This window comes from Gammaproteobacteria bacterium, assembly GCA_016716465.1.
Lineage (GTDB): Bacteria > Pseudomonadota > Gammaproteobacteria > SZUA-140 > SZUA-140 > JADJWH01.
On sequence record JADJWH010000006.1, the window covers coordinates 15,845 to 36,098 of the forward strand.

14 protein-coding genes are annotated in these 20,254 nt (G+C 59.2%); 9 read left to right on the forward strand and 5 right to left on the reverse strand.

Translation table 11 applies throughout. From position 1 onward, the window contains the following. The first annotated feature begins 145 nt into the window (after positions 1-145). The 9 genes from IPM20_12480 (at position 146) to IPM20_12520 (ending at position 11,210) form a co-directional block, all read left to right on the forward strand. Entirely contained in the window at positions 146-610 is a 465-nt protein-coding gene (locus tag IPM20_12480; protein MBK9132438.1) for a multiubiquitin domain-containing protein, read from the forward strand. Beyond that, the gene (locus IPM20_12485; protein ID MBK9132439.1) at positions 585-1,796 is read left to right on the forward strand and encodes a ThiF family adenylyltransferase; all 1,212 of its coding nucleotides are present in this window, start codon (positions 585-587) and stop codon (positions 1,794-1,796) included. Before IPM20_12480 ends, IPM20_12485 begins: the two co-directional genes overlap by 26 nt. 573 nt (positions 1,797-2,369) lie before the next feature. After that, complete coding sequence (locus tag IPM20_12490) at positions 2,370-3,383, forward strand: TraU family protein (protein ID MBK9132440.1); 1,014 nt, start codon at positions 2,370-2,372, stop codon at positions 3,381-3,383. After that, on the forward strand, positions 3,368-4,171 hold the full coding sequence (gene trbC / locus IPM20_12495; protein ID MBK9132441.1) for a type-F conjugative transfer system pilin assembly protein TrbC: 804 nt from the start codon (positions 3,368-3,370) through the stop codon (positions 4,169-4,171). The genes IPM20_12490 and trbC overlap by 16 nt, the downstream gene beginning before the upstream one ends. After that, positions 4,168-6,138 carry a conjugal transfer protein TraN gene (locus IPM20_12500; GenBank protein MBK9132442.1) on the forward strand — a complete coding sequence of 657 codons (1,971 nt, stop codon included), beginning with the start codon at positions 4,168-4,170 and terminating at the stop codon, positions 6,136-6,138. Before trbC ends, IPM20_12500 begins: the two co-directional genes overlap by 4 nt. Then, positions 6,135-6,761 (forward strand): conjugal transfer protein TraF, encoded by a 627-nt coding sequence (locus tag IPM20_12505; protein MBK9132443.1) that lies wholly within the window; start codon positions 6,135-6,137, stop codon positions 6,759-6,761. Before IPM20_12500 ends, IPM20_12505 begins: the two co-directional genes overlap by 4 nt. Next, a complete protein-coding gene (gene traF, locus IPM20_12510; GenBank protein ID MBK9132444.1) occupies positions 6,746-6,946 on the forward strand; it encodes a conjugal transfer protein TraF in 201 nt (66 codons plus the stop codon). The genes IPM20_12505 and traF overlap by 16 nt, the downstream gene beginning before the upstream one ends. Beyond that, the gene (locus IPM20_12515; protein ID MBK9132445.1) at positions 6,939-8,339 is read left to right on the forward strand and encodes a conjugal transfer protein TraH; all 1,401 of its coding nucleotides are present in this window, start codon (positions 6,939-6,941) and stop codon (positions 8,337-8,339) included. The genes traF and IPM20_12515 overlap by 8 nt, the downstream gene beginning before the upstream one ends. Before the next feature lie 12 nt (positions 8,340-8,351). Next, the gene (locus IPM20_12520; GenBank protein MBK9132446.1) at positions 8,352-11,210 is read left to right on the forward strand and encodes a conjugal transfer protein TraG N-terminal domain-containing protein; all 2,859 of its coding nucleotides are present in this window, start codon (positions 8,352-8,354) and stop codon (positions 11,208-11,210) included. 10 nt (positions 11,211-11,220) lie between these two features. Here the strand turns inward: IPM20_12520 and IPM20_12525 are convergent, their stop codons facing one another. The 5 genes from IPM20_12525 to IPM20_12545 form a co-directional block, all read right to left on the reverse strand. After that, the gene (locus tag IPM20_12525; GenBank protein MBK9132447.1) at positions 11,221-11,484 is read right to left on the reverse strand and encodes a hypothetical protein; all 264 of its coding nucleotides are present in this window, start codon (positions 11,482-11,484) and stop codon (positions 11,221-11,223) included. Positions 11,485-11,573: 89 nt separating this feature from the next. Next, positions 11,574-12,719 carry a cysteine desulfurase gene (locus tag IPM20_12530; protein MBK9132448.1) on the reverse strand — a complete coding sequence of 382 codons (1,146 nt, stop codon included), beginning with the start codon at positions 12,717-12,719 and terminating at the stop codon, positions 11,574-11,576. Continuing rightward, positions 12,716-13,456: an HNH endonuclease gene (locus IPM20_12535; protein MBK9132449.1), complete on the reverse strand. Its 741-nt coding sequence runs from the start codon at positions 13,454-13,456 to the stop codon at positions 12,716-12,718. The genes IPM20_12530 and IPM20_12535 overlap by 4 nt, the downstream gene beginning before the upstream one ends. 20 nt (positions 13,457-13,476) lie before the next feature. Beyond that, positions 13,477-18,732: a DNA translocase FtsK gene (locus tag IPM20_12540; protein ID MBK9132450.1), complete on the reverse strand. Its 5,256-nt coding sequence runs from the start codon at positions 18,730-18,732 to the stop codon at positions 13,477-13,479. Further along, positions 18,729-20,252, reverse strand: a complete 1,524-nt coding sequence (locus tag IPM20_12545; GenBank protein MBK9132451.1) for a hypothetical protein — start codon at positions 20,250-20,252, stop codon at positions 18,729-18,731. The genes IPM20_12540 and IPM20_12545 overlap by 4 nt, the downstream gene beginning before the upstream one ends. Positions 20,253-20,254 lie beyond the last annotated feature (2 nt).

Genomic DNA, 20,254 nt, shown 5'->3' on the forward strand with positions numbered 1-20,254 from the left:
AGGCTCGTCTGAACGTAGTTCCGGACGCGACAACGAAAATTTTTTTCTCGTCCAAATGGCCTCGCCGAAGAGCACTACCTAGTAAGGGCGAGTGAACAGCACCCGCTCATTACCTATCCAGTCACAAAAGGGAGAATATACGCTTATGAATCCAAATGTTAATAGCCAGCACGTGGCACACATCCATATCGATAAGAGGCTCTACGAGTCACCTACTCCGACGACTGGCGCGGCACTTTACGTGCTCGCCCACGTCCCGGCCGTACTGCAACTTTTCAAGGAAGAACATGAACATAACGACGATTCTCCGATCGCCAACGACGGCACCACAGTCGTGCTCAAGAACGGCGACCACTTCCGTACCGGCAAGCCCGAGCCGGCCGGCACAACCATCTACGTGAACACCGATCCAGTCGTCTGGGACCGCCCGCAGATCAGCTATGACGAGCTGGTGAAGCTAGCATTCCCGAACGGTCCATTCGACGACAACGTGCGTTATAGCATCACGTGGACCAAGCCAGATGGCTCGGAAGGTGCCATGCTTAAGGGCGGCAAGGTCAAGGTTGTCGACGGGATGAAGTTCGATGTCCGAAACACCGACAAGTCTTAATCCTGATCTGGCGAAGCTGGAGACGGAGGGATACCGCCTCCGCATCGTCCGCGGCGTTGCCAACCACCTCATCGTCGAGGGCATCCCCGCTGTGAACACCGAGGGCGAGGTCGTCTACGGCGACCTGTACACCCCGCTGGAAATTGACGCCGATAGCAAGGTTAGACACCCGGTGGCGAACCACCAGTGCTGGTGGATCGGCAACGACCCACCATGCGATTACACCGGCAGGACCTTGGATGAGCTCATCGCAAACACGGAGCCCGAGGACAAGGGCGATGGCATTAAAACTCGGGTCGGCATGTCCAGGAAGCTAAAATCTGGTAACGGTCCGATTCCCTATCCCGACTATTACATCAAGCTGACCACCTACATCGCCTTGATCTGGCCGCCTGCCGTCCAAATCAATCCCACCTGCACACCAAAGCTCGATAGGCCTGTCCCAGCCGTAGTCGAAGCTCAGGCAAGCGTCTTCTATTACCCAGATATGGCAACCACTCGAGCGGGGATTGGAGCCGCGACGGCAAAGCTCCTCGTCGGCAAGTTGGCGATCATCGGGCTAGGCGGCACGGGATCGTACATACTCGACCTCGTTGCCAAGTCCCCTGTGGGGGAGATACACCTCTTCGATGGCGACGAGCTCGAACTCCACAATGCCTTTCGTGCGCCTGGCGCCCCCGCCAAGGAGGATCTTACGAAGCCGAAAAAGGTCGACTGGTTCGGTACCATATACGACCGCATGCGCAAGGGCATCGTACGACATCCCTATCACGTCAAGTCACCGCAGCTGGCTGAGCTTCGCGACATGAGTTTCGTTTTCCTTGCCATAGACGATCCCAAAGCGAAAAAGGTGATTGTGGACTTTCTCTTGTCGGAAAAGATTCCGTTCATTGATGTCGGGATGGATGTATCGCTGGATCGCGATGTTGCTCTGAGAGGTCAGGTTCGGATTACAGTTGGCACTCCCACTGTAAATGCCCACATCGAGCAGGTCGTGTCGTTTGCCGACGGCTCAGAAAACAACATATATCGGAATATCCAGGTGGCGGACTTGAATATGCTGAACGCCGCATTCGCGGTCGTCCGATGGAAAAAGTGGTTGGGATTCTATGGCGACGATGCCAACGAATACCACAGTCTCTACAACGTCCAGACCGGCAGTCTGATAAAGGGCGTAGTGCTGTGAGGATTAGCACAATTAGGCCCATCTACGTGGAGTCCTTCCCCAAGACACTGGAGAATGGGATCCTTTATATCTCGCGGCAGTTCAGCACCGCCTGCCATCGTTGCTGCTGCGGGTGTGGAACCAAGATCGTCACGCCCCTTCGCCCCACCGAGTACCGCCTTACCGATGTCGGTGGGAAAATCTCTCTCTACCCGTCGATCGGGAACTGGAATCACCCATGCCAATCACATTACGTGATCCGTAACAGCCAGGTGATAAGGGCACGAACCATGGGACAAACGGAGATCGAAGAAGGCCGCGCATACGATGAGGCTGAAAAGCGTGACTACTACTTACAACCAGCGCAGTCTTGGCTTACTGACATCTGGAACTGGATCAAAAGCTTGTTCCATTAGAAAGGTCTAATCGACCATAATTTTAACGATGCGAATAGCAAACGGGTGTTACACCGCTAGCCCGTATCGATGTCGACCTGTTTCGAGTCAATCATTTCACATCCTCGAAACCTGTCCTAAAACCTCCTCGCGCCTGAAATAACGTTTTTTCTTCCTCTCTGCACCGCGGCTGCCCACGATGGGCGCCATGAAACACCCGCTATTCCATCGGGGTCTATTCGTAATAGGCCTGACCGTGCTGCTGACCTGCCTACCCACACCACAGGCATCTGCCGACCCGCCCTGCTACGGGCGTTTCCCCAACCCCTTCACCGACGTGTGCTGGAAATGCGTATTCCCAATCAGCATCGGACCACTCAAGGTGAATTTCGGTATGGAGGATTCCGGTGATAGCGTTCCTCTGATCTGTACCTGTCCTGCCCCGCCACCCGTTTTTATCCGGATCGGATTTGGCGCCGGGTTCTGGGAGCCGGCACGGGTCGCCGAGGTGGTACGTACGCCGTTTTGTTCACCCCTGTTGGGTGGAGTCACCTTGGGATCATTAGCTGCCCCTGCAGGCACTAATGCCAAGACCAGCGACAGGAAGGAAGCCTTCTACCACGTTCACTGGTACATCTATCCCCTGCTCTCATGGATGAACTTGCTGACGGATATCTCCTGCGTAAAGCCGGAATCCTTCGACGTGCTCTACCTCACCGAGTTAGATCCGCTGTGGGAGGATGACGAGCTCGCCTTCCTGATCAACCCGGAGGCAGCACTGTTCGCGAACCCCGCCGCCCAGGCCGCCTGTGCCGCCGATTGCGTCGCGGCCACCACGGGATTTCCGCTTGATCCCTTGTTCTGGTGCGCCGGTTGTCAGGGATCCATGTATCCCATCGACGGTAACGTGAAACACCACGAAGGCGGTGTGGATAGTTCCCTGCTTCTGGTGCAGCGCATGGCAGCGAAGCTCCACCGCCAGATGCTGGAGCTGGATACCTCCAGCCAAGCAGCGATGTGTCTGCCCTTGCCCCTGCCCATCCTGCGCAAATCCCAATACAAGACGCAGATGCTGTATCCCATTCCCACACCCTTTACCGCGCAGCCATTCGGCCGCGTGACGATTCCCTGGGCGGCGGGACACGAGTTTCCGGTCCGCGGCGAGGACTGGGCCTATCTCGTCTGGAGAAAGAAAGTATGTTGCGCATTCTGACCACGATGATGTCTATCGGACTTTGCCTGATGACGGCTCCGACCTTGTGGGCAGCAACGCCTACTGGGGAGGACCTTAACTCCGCAACTACTCGCTCTCAGGATGCCGTCGAGCAGGCAAGGCGTCTAAGCAAGGACGAGGATTTCAACCGACAGATTCGAATAAACGGGGAACAGGGCATCGCGGACGCCAATCGCGCTAGCCAAGACAGGGTATCCGGATCGGCCAGTGTGATTGCCCCCGTTGTTGACGTAAGGTCCCTGACCAAAGCACAGGAAGATATTCGAGCCTTACTCGCCGATCCGCAACTGACCATTCCACAAGATTCAACCTCCGGGGATGGAGATCCACCTCCACTGGTATTCATCTCCTTTTCCATGCCGGATGATTCTCTGCGTGCGCTGCTGCGCGATGCCGAGCGCACGGGTTCACCGCTGGTGCTGCGCGGGATGGTGGATAACTCCATGAAGCGCACCGTGGAGCGTATAGGGGAACTGCTGGGCACCGGAAAACCCGGCAAGGATGTGGTTGATGGTCCCGCCCCGTCGCTGGCCATCGATCCCACCCTGTTCGAGCGCTTCGGCGTGGATAAAGTCCCGACCTTTATCCTCCTGCTGGATGCCGCCGCCCCCTGCACGCCCGCCGGCTGCCCCGTACCCGATCACCTGAAACTGGCAGGCGATGTGAGTCTTGCCTACGCCCTCGGCGTCATGGCACGGGAGGGCACGGGCACACCCTTGGGACTACGCGCCGAGCAGTGGCATAAACGCCTGGAGGCGCAGCCATGATCGGAAACCGTTTCGCCGTCATGATGGTGTTGTGTCTCGGCCTGCCGATCGGTCTATCAGCGGAGGAACTCACCCGCGACCAGGCCCTGTTGCTTGGCAAGAAACTGGGTATCACGAATAATCCGACTATATCGAATGCCGCTACGAATCCCGATCTTTCGACCGTCCCCGGCTACCAGGGCACCGATGTGCCAGAGACCCGGTATTACGGCGCCGGACTGGGTATCGAGGATACCGCTCGACAGGCCCTGCCCGACAGTCCCGTCGGCAGCTATGTGCAGGACAGCGCCTTGAGCCGCCCGCTGTTCACCCTCGACCGGACCGACCCGATCGTCCAGCGCGGCGATGCCATCGCGGCCGACCCGCAGGCGCTGCTGGGTCAGCAACTCACGGGGCAATACAGTGACTGTCAGCCTGTCACGACGACCGTGGCCCCGGCCACCTACACCGATGAGGTCTGCACGGCCTGGGGGCTGGACCAGTCCCTGAGTTGCCAGAAGACGCTGAACCTCACGTGCACCCGACCCATCGAATGCGATGCCGGCGGCATCAATCTGGAGTCAGTACAGAGCGATATGCTCTGGACCTACACCTACCCCACGCTGACGATCGGCACGTTGAGCAACAATTACTGGAGCGGGTACTGCGCGGTGTTCGATCGCAGCACCACCTTCACCATCACGGATATCGACAAGGTCCAGGAGTTCACCCTGATTCAGGCGGGCTTCGACGATTGGATCAGCCTCTCGGTAAACGGCCATCCGGTCTATATCGGCCCCTACGGGGGTGATCGTCTGGACATCGATACCTACGAAGTCTTTACCGGACTGACACTCCAACGCGTGCAGTATGGCCCCGCCAGTTTCGGCGCCTGCGAACTCAGTACGAGCTGGAACATGAACCTCAACATCGACATCAAGCCGTATCTGCACACCGGGTCAAACACCATCGAGATGCGCGTGGTGGTTGCCGGAGCCGGAGAAGGCTGGGCCCGGTTCAAGGCGACTCAATACTGCGACTGCCAATGGTCGGAAACCTGGGACGACGGCTGCAGCACGCTGGATCAACAAGTTCAATCCGGACTATGCGTGCAGCAATCCCAGACCTGCGCCGAGCCGGCGGAGACCCGGGTGATCGACGGCATCCCGGTCACGCGCGACTGCTGGCGGTATGACCTCACCTATCAGTGCGCCACGGGTGAGACCCGCGAGGAGCCCTATTGTCAGGAACTGCGGGACCGCGGCTGCAGCCAGATCGATTCGACCTGTGTGACCACCCTGCCGGACGGGAGTTGTTACGAATACCGGCAGTCCTACCGCTGCCCGCAGGGCAACGCGGTCTCTCAGACCGTGATGGACTGCGGCGGGCAGACCTTCTGTCTCGACGGCAGTTGTTTCGACACCGGTTACACGCCCAATTCGGACTTTGCCCTCGCCGCAAGTCATCTCGGATCGCTTGAATCCGCCGCCCAAGACTTCAACACCACGGAGATGGTGGTCTTCAAGGGTCAGGACCTGCGCTGTGACAAGACCGTTCTCGGCTTCTCCAATTGCTGCAAGGACAGCGGCTGGGGGATCGACCTGTCGCTCGCACAGTGCTCGGAGGAGGAGAAGATCCTCGGTCAGCAACGGCAGGCCGGACAATGCCATGCCATCGGCGACTACTGCAGTCACGATTCCCTGTTCGGCTGCCTTACGCGCAAGAACACCTATTGCTGCTTCAATTCGAAACTCGGACGCATCATCCAGGAGCAGGGCCGGCCGCAGCTCGGCCTCGGCTGGGGATCTCCTAAAAACCCGGACTGCCGGGGCTTCACCCCGGAGGAGCTGACGAGCATCGATTTCTCGCAGATCGATTTCAGCGAATTCTATGCCGATGCCTACGCCAATGCGGCCTCGGCCGACCGGCCGTCCGGAACGGCGATGCAGCAGATCATCGAGCAGCGCATCCAGGGCCTCCTGCCGTGAAGCTCTGGCCATTGCTGGCGGGGCTCCTGGCCATCAGCGGCGCACACGCGGAGGACAACGGCCTCCGGGTCTATTATCACCGCCATGCCGAGGGGTGGTTCTGGTATCAGGATCCCGCTCCACCACAGACACCCGCCGAACCCCAAGCCCAGCCGCCAGCACCAGCCGATCCCCTGGAGAGGATGACGGCGTTTCAGAAGCAGGTCGATAGCGCCAGGGCACGCGCGATCCTCGAGCCCACCGACGACAACGTGAAGGCCTACCTGCAGCTGAATCAGCTGGCCATGAACCGCGCGGGCGAGTTCGCGCAGGCCTGGCAGCGGGTGGTGTGGACCACGCCGGATCTCGACACCCGCCTGACCCATCCCGTCAACGATCAGGCCGTGCAGGTCTTCAACGATGAGAAGCTGCGCCGGGTCGACGAATTCCTGGCCGATACGGCGCGCACCCACGGGTTGTTTTTCTTCTTCAAAGGCTCCTGTCCCTTCTGCCATCGCTTCGCCCCGGTACTGAAGGCCTTCGCCGAAACCTACGGGTTTCGGATCGTTCCCATCAGCCTGGATGGGGGCGCACTGCCCGACTTCCCGCGCCACGAAACAACGCCGACATCGCCGAGAAACTGAAGGTGGATACGGTGCCCGCCGTGTTTCTGGTGAATCCCAGGGACCGCACCATCCATCCCGTCGCCTTCGGATACGTCAGTGATTCGGAGCTCAGGCAGCGCATCTACACCCTGATGAGCGGGCAGGAGGCGGAACCGCTGGTGCAGGCACAACTCCCGGGAGACCTCAGCCATGGTGATGAGTAAGACAGTCCTCTTCGTTCTGACCCTATGGATCGGCCTGTTGGCGCCGACCGCCTGGGCGGACATGGCCAGCGACATGGACACCTTTTTCAACGACATCAATTTCAGCACGGTCACCAAGCCCGGCGTGTATGAGGGCCAGAGTGCGGGCTACTACACCGGCGGCGGCGTTCTCTTGCGCGTGCCGCAACGCAACTACACCCTGTTCTCAGTGCAGTGGCCCCGCTTTCGCAGCGGCTGCGGCGGCATCGATTTCTTCAGCGGGGGCTTTTCCTTCATCAATGCCTCGGAGTTCGTCAGCATGCTGCAGAACATCGGTTCGGTGGCCGTGAGCCAGGCTTTCCTGCTGGCGCTGCGCACCATCAGCCCGCAGATCGCCTCCACCCTGGAGCAGATCCAGACCTGGGCGCAGAAGTACGGCCTCAACAGCATCAACAGCTGCGAGGCCGGCGCCGCGCTCGCCGGCGGGGCGCTCAAATCCTTCGGGATGTCGAAGCAGGCCTGCATCATGGAGCGGGTCAACAGCAGCGGAGAGAGCTGGTCGGAGGCCGAGGTGGCCTGCACCACGGGCGGCGAGCGCATGGCCACCCTCCAGAACAGTCCGATGAAGCAGCTCATGGTGACCGAAGGCAATCTCGCCTGGCGCGCCATGATGCGCAATCCCTTCTTCGTGAACGATAAGGACCTCGCCCAGGTCATGATGAACCTGTCCGGCACGGTGATCATCAAGGTGGACCAGCCCGGGAGCGAGGACACCACCACGACCTACCAGACGATACCCTCCGTCCTCATCGGCAGTGGCGGACAGGATCTGCTCCGGGTGCTGCTGGAAGGCGGCAGCATCGACGTGAAGGCCTGCTCCAACGGGACGGACGATGAATTCGCCTGCACCGAGATGACCGGCTCGCACACCGTCACCGTCCACCAGGGGCTGGTCGATAAGGTGCGGGTGATCCTCGATGACATCGTGACCAGGATACACAGCGACACCCCGCTTGATGAGGTACAGCGCGGCCTGCTCGCCTCCACCTCGCTGCCGGTCCACAAGTACCTCACCGTCGGCGTGGCCTATATCCCCGGCGCGCTCGCGCCCGAGATCGACAATTACGCCACGCTCATCGCCAAGGACATCCTCTACAGCTATCTGAATGACCTGCTCGGCAAGCTCACGGCCTCAACCCTTGCCCTGGACAACCAGGAGGATGCCCGCATCAAGGAGTTTCACGAGGGCGTGAACACGGCGCGCCACGAGATCCGCGCCTACAAGGACGATGTGCGCCTGAGTTTTGATGAGGCACTGGTGTTCACCCAGCGGGTGCGCGAGTACGAGAAGGCTCTGGTCGGAAAACTGTCCCCCGGGATGTTCCGCAATCTGGTGTGGTCGTCGTCACAATAACGGATTTCAGAGATGAGCTGGGAGATCTTCACCTACGGCGGCGGCGAATTCCTGCGCCTGGTATTCAACGGCGTCGCCGCCATCACCGGCAACGGCGGTTATCTCACCGCGCTCAAGATGACGGCGCTCATCGGCCTGTTGTGGGTGTTGATCGAAGGCGCCTTCCAGCAGCGCGCCATGAACCTGCAGTGGCTGTTCGGCATCATCCTCATCTACCTCGCCTTCATGGTGCCGAAGGTGGATGTCATCATCACCGATCGCATCGATCCCACCCAGTCCTCTGTGGTCTCCAATGTGCCGATGGGATTGGGCATGGCCGCCGGCACGGCGAGTCTGGTGGGCGACTGGCTGACGCACGCCTATGAGACCGTGTTCAGCCTGCCGAACGAGATGCAGTACCAGCAGAACGGTATGTTGTTCGGGCAGTATCTGGTGGAGGCCTCCACCCGTTTCGAGATCACCGACAGCCGCCTGGCCGCCAACTTCAGCGACTTCTGGCAGTCCTGCGTCTTCTACGACATCCTGCTGGGACGCTACGGCTGGGATGACTTGTTCAATGCCTCGGATCTGTGGGCCTATATTCAGGCACACACCTCGGTCTCCCAGAGTTTCACCTACCACGACGCGGCGAATAATCGTCTGATCCTCGGATGTCGGGACGGCGCCGGCACTCAGCTCGGCACGGACCTCAACGACGATGTCACCCGCGCCCAGCAATACTACGGTGCAAAACTGGTCAAGGCCCCCACAGTCACCGCGGCCGTTACGAAATTCGCGGCTGCCATGCCGGTCTCCTATCAATACCTCACGGGCTTGAGCGTCAGCGCCGAGAAAATCATCCGGCAGAATGCGCTCTCGAATGCCTTGAAACGCGGCCTGAGTCAGTTCGCCGCCAGCGCCGGCGCACCCGCGGCCGCCCAGGATTTCGCACTGGCGCGGGCCGAACAGGAACGGCGCACCACCTATGCCGTCTTGGGCGAGTTGGCGGGACGCACCCTGCCGATCCTGCGCAATCTGTTCGAGGCGTTTATCTATGCGGTCTTCCCCATCGTCTTTCTTCTGGCCATGCTGCCGAGTGTGGCGAAGGTGGCGATGACGTACCTGAAGAGCCTGGTCTGGATCCAGCTGTGGGCGCCGCTCTATGCTGTACTGCACTTCGCCATGACACTCTACAGTCATTACCCGGCCATGAGCAGTCTGCTGCTGCCCGACGGCAGTACAGTGTTGTCCTTGGCTAATTACACCGGCCTTGGCCAGGTCATGAGCGATGCCGCCCTTATTGCCGGTTATCTCAGTCTCTCCATCCCAATGATCTCGTATCTGGTGGTCAACCAGGGCGGCGCCATGATGGCAAGTCTCGCCAGCCGCGTGGCCCAGAGCTACGAGGCCCCGGTAAGCAAGGCGGCCGACGAAGCCTCCGCCGGGAACATCAGCCTCGGCAATACCAGCATCGGGAACGCCAGCTGGTGGCAGCAGAATCAGAGCCCTACCTGGCGCACAGGGGTCTCGACCCTGACCCACCCGGCAACGGGCGCGGCGTATACCACCACGCCGGAAGGCCGGTATGTCGATGTGCCGCACTCCACCCTGCCCTTCTCAGCCAGCATCAGTGATGCGATCAAGTCCTCGGTCAACACGCAGGCAACCGAATCGCTGCAAGCGGCGCAGACTCAGTTAGCCGACTATGCAACCCTTACGTCGGCCAACTACAGCAACATGGAACGTTTCGTCGGCCAGACAGCCACGGAGACCAGTGTGAACCTCGACTGGAACCGGTCCGACATGGCGGCGTTTCGCCGGGAATTCGGCGAGACACAGCGGCTTGCCGATGAGTTTGGTAAGAATCGGGGATACAGCGCGAGTCAAGCGGCTCAGATACTCGGGTTGGCCTCGCTGGCCGCCCAAAACCCGAAACTGCTCGACCTTGTTAGTCCAGTCGCTCTGCGTGGAGAACTGCTGCTTAGCGGCCGTAGTGACGCGCAAATAAAAGAGGACTGGCACGAGGCTGCGCGATATGTCCAGGATACCCATTTTGGCCAAAATTGGCAGGCAACCATGGATGCTGGCCATGCCACGGCCACCGGAGTCCATCAGCGAACCGGCGATGCCCTGGCGCGGGAACTTGCCGGCGGTCTGCTGGAACAGGTCAGCCACCGCCACGCCACCATTGCCACCCTGCAGGAGACTGCCGCTTGGCATGAGGCGCAGTCCCGGGTCGAAGAACAGAGCTTTGCCTTCAGCGCCGATATGGCGATGCAAGTGCGCGGTCACATGATCGGCGCCGAGAAGGGAGTCTTTGCGCGTCCCGGCAGCCTCGATCCCAAATGGACCGACCGCGATGTGGACACCCTGTTTGCCCGCGCGGCGGCAGGCGACGCCATGGCCATGGGGGTCATCTCCCATTATGCCGAGGAATACGGACGGCGGGAGGGTCTGGAACTTGCAGGGGTGCGGGAGACGCCAACCAGGGGCAATGTGTTGGCTAAAAACCAAACATACAAGTCCGGAGTATCAAACAACGAGACCGGGACCGGCGGAATCCGGGACCGAGCGGCCGAATTCCAGGGTTCCGCCCGGCACGCGGCCACGCATGCCGGCGTCCCGAACGAGGCTCAGGTCCGCCAAGGATTCGCCACCATCAAAAAGGAAGTGGAAGAAGAGCGCGCCAGCAGCAGCAATATAATCAACCGCGGGGAGCGCGATGTCCGGGAATCCGGCAATACGGTGAAAACCGAAGCTGGTGGACGTACTGACCGCGACAATCAGATGCTCCTGGGCGATGCAATCACGAACGGTGTCGAGCAGTCGTTGCCCAACGAAAAGCAGCTTGATCAGCTAAAAGACAGGTTCTTCAAGGATAAGGACGAATAGGGTCCGGCAGTCAATCCCGCCACTCGTAGGGACCGATCTGCCGACGCCGCAAGTCGTCATGCAATTCTTCGAGCCATTCGTCAGACTCCCTTCTATTCGAGATCCACTCCTTGTACAACCACATTGGACCCTTTCCCTTAGTGTGGAAGATAAGTGCCAGTCCAGCAAGAAATACCACCACGCCGGACCACCAGGCAAACAGTAGACCAATGACCAGCGTAATGAGCGCGGTCACCAGGATATCGGTGATTTTCCAGACGGCAGGGGATTTCATGCGTTTAAGTATTACATACGTCCTGATTGGTTACCATCACCCCTGCTTCCCGGAATACAGAGTGCGAAACACTCGCCGACATAGGCAACCTATCGAAGGATGGCGAGAACCCTAGCTACTTCGGTTGCCGCGGCTTCGATGTCCTCAGGCGTCGTAAACCGCCCGATGCCAAAACGAAAGCTTGACCGGGCCAGCTCATATCCCACACCGAGGGCAGTAAGCACATGGCTAGGTTCGGGGCTTCCGGCGGTGCAGGCCGAACCCTGGCTAATGGCCACATCGCGAATCGCGAACAAGAATTGGTCGCCATCCACTCCGGGAAAGGCAACGGACAACAACCCGGGAAGGGAATGCATCGGATGTCCATGAACGACCATGTCCGGGCAGCAACTCCTGAGCTTTGCGAGCAACGATTGCCGAAGCATCCGAAGGCGAGTTGTCTCCGCAGCAAGGCTCGAGGTTGCCAGTTCACAAGCGACACCGAAACCGACGATGTTCGGTACAGCGAGTGTTCCCGGGCGGATGCCGGACTCCTGACCCCCGCCAAAGCTGATCGGTGCGAGGATGTCCGCCTTAACTTTCTCCCGAACGAACAAAGCTCCGGTGCCTTTGGGACCATATGCCTTGTGCGCGGATAGGCTGAGCAGATCAACGTTCCACTGGCCAACGTCAATCGGTATCCTGCCGAGGGCTTGCGCGGCATCACAGTGAAACATTACACTGTGCCGGTCGCACACCTCTCCGATCCGTTCGACAGGTTGAATCGTGCCTACCTCATTGTTCGCTGCCATGATGCTCACCAATACCGTTTCCAGCGTGATGGCATCCTCCACGGCCTGCCAGTCAACAATGCCCTGACTGTCTGGTCGCAGAAACGTCACTTTCCATCCGGCTCTCTCCAGATAGCGGAACGGTTCGATAACCGCTTTGTGCTCGATGGCCGACGTAATAATGTGCCCCGGCGAGGTACGAATTGCCCGGCATACGCCAAGGATCGCAAGATTGTTGCTTTCGGTTGCACCGCTCGTGAAGACGATGGAATCAGGCTCCGCATCAATCGCGGCGGCGACATGCGACCGCGCCTTTTCAACAGCGCGTGCCGCCTTGCTTCCGGCAGAATGGTGCTGATTGGATGGATTACCGCAGAACTCGGTGAAGTAAGGCTGCATCGCCTCGAACACCACCGGATCGACGGGAGTCGTCGAATTGTTGTCGAGGTAGATAGGGCTACTCACGACACGCCTCCATATTGCGTGTGCTTGTGCCGTGCAACGAGGCTTTTGAGTTCTTCAATGATTAGCACAGGCCGCGCGCGGTGCAACATCCTGTGACAATTCGCGCAGACAATTGCCAAATCAGCGATCCGTGTTTTCCGTCTGAATGCTGCATCGGCAAGCGGGATGGTGTGATGGCATTCAGCGAACCTTCGTCCCACTTCGCCATAAACTTCAAGGAAATCGAACTCACACACCTCGCAGGCAAGTTGGCCCTCTCGATACCAGACCTCGTCGATCTTGGAATCGACTGCCGCTCGGTTTCTTTCCCGAAAAATATGCAGCCTCGTGAGCACGTATCCTTCAGGAAATACACATTCTTCGCCAGTTGAGTCAGCACTATCCGCGAGATCCTCCGAGGATGCAACGGCTCGAATCGCCTCGGCCGTGCGGTGCAACAGAGAAGAGACATCCATAAACTCCTTCCAGATGGATGCCTGCAATTGGTTGTTCTTGGATAGCCCCGGTTGGTTATGCAAAGGGTCAATGCCGAGGAGGTTCCCCAGAATCATTGAGATACCATTGGGATTTCGGAAGTTCTCGTCCCGTAACGAAGGTGGATGTATCGGGAGGCAGCTAAGGAGTTGGCTGAGCCGAACTACTTCGTCGTGGCTAGGCGGAAGCTGCTTCCGGCCGGCGCGCAAATAGAGATCCATTGCCAGAATAACCTCTTCGCGTACCCAATCCGGATTTCTCATGTCACTATCCCCATGTCTCATCAACCGTGGGTCATTGAGTTTACGATTGCATCGACGAAGTCGGCGTCCGCCAAGGGTACCTGGGCAAAACAAAGCCCCGGAGTGCCTTCGAGTTTCGCAAGAAGGTGCCCGTGCCCAAGCAGGAATTCGGCACCGGGTTCGCCCAGGGCAATCTCGGACGTGCCTGCTGAGTCCACCTTGAGGATGAGCCGGTTGCCGAGGTTCGCCCGTAGCTGCATGGGCATCACGTTGGCATCCGGCCGCTGCGCCGCGAAGACCAGGTGGATTCCAGCGGCGCGGGCTTTTACCCCCAAGCGGCCGACGATGTTCGTCACCGCCTCCTTGTAATCATCGACCATCATCCACTCGGCGAATTCGTCGTGGACCACCCAGATGACCGGAAGGCGGTCAGCTTCACTGGATCGCTTGTTGTACTCGTCCAGGCTCGGGCAACGGGCGGCTCGTAACCTTCCGTACCGGGCGTCCATCTCCGCAACCAGTTGCTCCAGCTTGGCAATAGCCGCGTCAGGCTCGACCACGAGCGTGCCGTCCAGGTGCGGCAGGCTCTCGAACGCAAAATAGTCAACGCCCTGTTTCGGATCGATCAGCGCGATGCGGGCCTGGCCCGGAGTGTTCGTCGCTGCAATGGCGAGGATGATGTTTTGCATCAGGACCGATTTACCGCTTCCTGTTGAACCGGCGATGAGCGTGTGCGGGGCATGGGTTTTACCGGGAGACAGAAACAGCAACTCTCCGTCGTCCTCCCTCACGCCGATGAGCAAAGAGCGGTTGCCCCAACTAGGTGCCGGTTGCCACCGCGCCCAAAGTTCCGGCGTCCGAATCACCCGTCGCTTGGGCCGTTCAATCGAAAGGCTTACCAGTCCCGGTTCGGGACGAATTGCCACGACATTCAGGCCATAGGTGGTAAGCAACTCGGATCGCTTCCGGCTGACCTGTTCGACCGTCAGGTTAGAGCTGCCCGCGAACTTGATCAGAGCACAGTTAGGGGTAAGCGTGCTCGATACCACCTTTGCTTGAAGCTGAAACTGCTGAAGCGCGTGTTTCGTCTTGATCTCGACTGAGTGTAGCCACTCGCTGTCGTCGTTCGATTCGGCATGGGGCTGCGCACCCGACACAACACCGACGATTCCAGGATATGCCCACTTCGGACCGGGACGTGCCTGTGTCTGCTCCCCGGATTTTGGCACCGGCATTTTCGTATCGCCGCCCGGCGTCGTGGGCGCGGGAGGAGAAACGGGGCTTCCACCTGTCCCCCTATCGGCGGTTGGAGGCTCGTCGTTGATCTCCGGTATGTGGATGTGCGGTACCTTGATCTTCGCGCAGTCCGTAGGTCGCTGGTATTCGATTTCGGACCAGACATCCTGCTGCGCGAGATTCCGCCTCAAGGTAAGTGGGTCGCGATTCTCGAAGTAGCAGCGAACCAACTCACGGAGTTCAGGACGTCCGAAGACCTCCTGGTATGCTCCCTCCAGTTCGGCCACTGGCGCAAAGGACGAGCAGTCGCAAGGGTCATCCGGTCCCCATACAAACACATGCGAATAGCCGCGGATAGCGATTTCGCACGCGCCTTCGCGGATGGCCCGCCGCCAGTCCGCGAGGTTAATCCGGGCATTCGCCGGGAACTGGACCCCATCCAGAATCAGGTCGGACAGGCGGGCAAGCCAGAGGTCACGATCCAGCCGTTCGGGCGCGCCGAAGACGGCTTCGTTGATGCGCTTGACCGTATCCCGCAACTGCTTCTGCGATTCCTTGCGCTTCGTCGACAGCCCCGCAAGTTCGATGTACTTCGCCTCCGACACAAGGACGGTAAGGCGAAGGGTACCTTCTTCCGTGACCTCGGGGGACAAACACAGGATGTCGGCAATCTGCTCCTCGCGCTGGCCCAGCCAGTCTGCATAGTCGTCCAAGAAGTACCATCCGTGGTAACGCCGCTGACCCAACTCGTGCCGCAGCAGGAACCGGCTGAGGACGATACCCATCAACTCACTCGCGTTACGCCCCCGTTTTGCAGCCCGCAGCACGATGTCGCCCGATACGTCGTTGGCGTCATTGACAAATCGCTCCGCCAGCTCGCGGCACTGCGTGTCGGACAGCCCGAGGTTCAAGGCCTTGATCCGCTGCAAGACCATCGAGATGAGCAAACCCAAGGGGGCCTTCGACGAGATGATGACGTTACGTCCCTGAGTCGTGGACTGCTTGTAGCGAATCACCCGCACGTGCAGGTTCAGTAGTTGACGGCGATCCAGAAGCTCGTCGTAGTTAACTACCCAGTTGCCCAGATTGTGAGTCTCCTCGAAAATCCTAGCCGTGCGATTGTCCCGGAAATCCAGTTGCCGGGCGGGCAGGAGTCTCTTCCCCTCATTCTCGTCCCAATCGCCTTTGAGGAACGTGGTAAGAGCTGTCAGGAAGCTCCAGCCTTCCGCCGTTTGTACCGGGCAGCACAGGTAAACGACGGATTTCATATCGTCGATGGCAGCAGCACGGCGGCGCGACCACCGCGCCGGAACAAGCGTGTCCATCGAAACGGGCGTGGCCGTTTCTGGATACCATTCGACCTGTGAGTGACGAGCGATCACGTCCTGCGAGAACACGATGTCGTAAGGGCAGCCGTCCTTGGGATTAGGTGGCGGCGCCTGGTCAGCTATGATACAGATGCGCAGCCTGGCCATGAAATCCTGTGTCGCTTCGCTCGCGTTGAATGAGTCAACGTCCGCATCCCCCTGGCTGATGATAGCGCGGTACAGGTCACGCAGGCGGCTGGCGTCGCCGTGGCGAAGCAGTACCTGGCAGCGAACGTCGTCTTCGTCTTCGTAAAGCTGCCCAATGCGATCCACTACCGCCTGCGGCAGACGTGCCGAATCGCAGTTGTATAGCACCACGGACATGTTGGCGTGTTCATGCGGGTGAAGCGTGAGGTAACGCTGGACCAGTTCTAGGACGCAGTTGCTTCCCGTCGTTGGATTTTCGTTCGTGTCGTCCGGTTCAGTGTCATTGATGATCGGCGATTCATGGAGCGTGTAGTCCTGCATCGCATCAGTCATCGCCATCAACTCGGGCTTGTTGCCCCGCCACCCCAGCACGACCTCCGGGTAGAACGGGTGCGACATTTCCTGCGCCAAGTCCTTGAAGTAGAGCCGCGTGTCGCCAAAGAACACTTCCGGGGCGGTAAGCAAGTGCCGCACGAGTCCCACAGCCATCGCGGCCTTTACCTGCATGGCCGAAAGCCGCAACGGATGCCACGGAGTAACCACGGTCGCGGTCGTTCCGCCTTCGATGTGGGCCGCGCCAATCGACAGTAGCGGTCGCAGAAGCAACTCGCGGTTGCGGTCGCCCTTGGCCTGCCGGACGATGACATCCAGCAGCCCTGAGTAGGCTACGGCTTGTGAGCGCAGCGAACTGCTATGCAGCCCGGCCGCGCACAGGTCTTTGATCGCCTTCGTGTACTCCGCCTCGAACTCACCGAACTTCGTTTCGATCAACGCCCCTAGAGCTTCGGTCACTAGTCGCTGGTCGACGGCCTCCTTCACGTTGGCGCGGAACTGAATGGCGATGTCTGGCTTCTTGTAGACGCTTACGAAGGAGCCGCGATCCCGATCGTAGGCGGGGACAAAAGTCTTCACGTTTGCCAGGTCCACCGTCTGGAGCGTGCCTTTGGTGCTGACCGGCTCCTGGAGCGCGCGGCAGTAAACGAGAGGGTGTTCGGCCAACCGGTTCCAGTCATCAACGAGTTGCGACGACACGGCGTTCGGTTCGTACTTCCACAGCAACTGCGTCGAATAGGATTGCGTGCCACCGGTCGAGACATCGACCTCAAGTTCCAGGACGAACTTAAGCTGAATCGCAGCTTTGGCCGTCGAACGGTTGAGCGTTGTCTTCTTCTGCTGTCCCCATTCAGCGACCAGCTTCGGGAAGTCGAAAAGTTGGCCGACATTCCACGATACCCGGTCGCCGAAGAGCGCCTTGGCCCCGGCGTAACGCAGGGCGAAATACAAGCCCGCATCGACATTCAGATCCTTCAGTTCCTTCTTCGTGGCCCGGTCGCACCTGACCTTGAGCTTGCGCTTGGCTCCCGCCTCACCCTGGCTGAAGAGCGATTCCATGCACATGGCAATGCCAAGCAGAAAGTCATCGGTTTCCCGAGCCTTGCCGAAGACAAAACGATCCCAAGCGGACTTGAGCTTCCGGTCTTCCTTCAGTTCATTACGGTGCGCCTCATAAAACTCTGTGTCGTCATCGGTAGGTTCGTTGCCGGAACGGGTCACCAGGCTCTGGAGAAATTGACGTTCCTCATCGGACAGGAGTTCCGGCTCCCGTTCATCGAAGAAGTGGATCGTCTCTTTCGCGAGGTTGAACTTCTCCCGTTTCACGCCGTCGAAGAGGGGCCGTACCTGTTCCCATTCACATTCGGAAAGCGTCGCCGAATCAGCATTCCAACCGCTCGGAGCATGAATGAACGCTTCAATGGCCGGGTGAAGCCCGACAGGAATGGCGTCGATGGCATTTTCAAAGGCGATCCCCAGTTCCTCCTCGCCCAGTAGAAGCTGGGAAGGCGTCTGCTTGAGTAGGTAGCAGCCACGGCTGCGGAATCCCGCGCTGTATTCCTTCTTCCAAGCGGAGACATGTCCCCGCGAGCCTTCTTTGACGCGACTGGAAAACACCGAATCTTTCGGCAGCCGAAGTGCCGGAAGGGCGACCCCCAGCGCCTGGTGGATGGGATACCCTTCGGCCTGGATCGCCGAACGTGTCTGCAAGACGTAGCCCGCAATCCGGTCCAGCGGTGCGACACGCAAATCCTGAAGGCCGGTGAGCGCCTTCTCCCACCACTTGGCATGTTGTTCGGAGAGCGAAAGCCCTTCACTTGCAACCCTGACCCACAACTCCGGATGTTCCTGCAACTCCGGCCCACCGATGCGGGTGAATTCCTTGAGCGACTGTTCCTCGTCGTCACCGGTGTTTGCAATCAGCAGCACCGGCTTTTCCGTTGTTGCGTTACGGAAATATGTTGCCGGAAGTGACGTCAGCACCCCCTCGGGAAGTTGCTGCCCATCAAGAAACGCCTTGGGCAGCTTGAGGTCGATCTGCGCTGCAAGGGATGGTTCGGAAAGAATCTGGCGAGCCACCGCCGCCGTGTGTTCCGCGCTTAGGCAATCTATGGTGAACCGGGCCGTGCCTTCAGACTGCGTACCACGTTCACCCGATAGTTCATCCTTGAGCAACAATGTGACAATCTTGCCGATGAGTTCTGATATGTTCAAGACTGCCCCCGTGCAAGCGGATTCTGGACGTAAGCGCATGCATCCGAGAGCCTGCGGAGCATCCCAAGGCTGGAAAGCCGTTGCTCCAGCCGGTGCGAGTTCGTCTGGAACGCCTTCTTTTCAAAGTCTTCGTGGGAGAGCACTCGTTCGGCTTCGCGCTCGCCAATCACAAAGCCGTAGCGGGCAAATAGCACATCGAGAAACTCTTTGTATTCCATGCGGCGCGAGACACTTGCCAGGACCAGCGTTTTCAGCAGCGAATCGGTCGGAGCGTACCGCAGCCGGTTTGTGCCACGCTTCGACACCAGACCCACGTCACGCCCGTACTGGCGGTGGACACTGGCCACATGCTGCTTGTGGCGGGCAATCGCCGCCCGCTGGAGTTCAGACGCAAGCGCATCGGGTTCCGAACAGCCTTCATAATCCTCCGGGTCGTTCGGCCAGCGCACCAGTTCTTCCAGGATCGCCTTGCACGCGGCAAATGCGCTTGCCTGTGACTTGGCCTGCTGCCAGCGCTCTGACGTAGTAATTCCCGCTAGGTACGCTTCGATAGCCTTCTGCGAAAGCAGGCTGTTTTCCTGGTAGTTGAACGCAGACAGTTCCCGCACCAGCGTCTTTTTCGGGGCTACGACCTCGCATATGAAATGCAGGGACTTGGACTGGATTTCGCTGCTAACTCGCAACTGGTACAGCATCACATGGAGCGCGCCGAGTGTCACCAAATGGGGCAGTGCATCGAATCCCGGTAGTTCCAGGGAAAGCACGTGCAACCAGTCGTCGGCAAGGAGGTCGAAGACGGGGTGCTGCGAGTATGGAAGGAAACTGTTGGCCCGTGTTTCCTGGTCTTCACCGACCTCAGGCTGGAATAGCGCCAGGAGTTTGTTCCACTGATTCTGTCCCGACAACAACGAGGCGAAGCGCGACGCCAGTTCGTCCTTCCTCTTGGAGCGGCTGAGCATTAGGTACATGATTTCGCCGGTGCGGCCGAAATAGATGTACTCGCGGCTCACCTTGCCAGCCGGCGAGATATTCAGGTCTTCGTAAAGTGCATTCGGGCCGAAGGGAAAGACGAAGCGGGAACTCCATCGCTTGTTCGCTTCGCTCTCCACGGCCGATCCGCGCAGGATGCCTACCAGCGAAGCGAACTGCTGGAACGTATGGAATCGCCCCCTTAGATAGTGGAAATCCCGGGGCAGGACTCCCTTCGCATTCGTGTTCATCCATTCCAGCCAGGCGTTCCACGCCGAATTGCTGTCGGGATACCGCTCGGCGATCCGCGACAGTACTTGGTTGTTGAACAAGATGTTCCGCAGGTACAGGCGCTTGTACGGCTTGTACAGCAGGGGATGGTTGCCGTTTTGGAACAATTGCCCGTTGCGGAGGCTGGCTTCGGCCACGTTGAGGAATTCGAGAAAGAGCAGCCAGGGACTTTGGGAATCCCAGAGGCGATGGCCCCACATCTGCTCATCGACCCACATGCTGTTGTCTCGGTAATCTTCACGAGGTGGAAGCGGCAGCATGG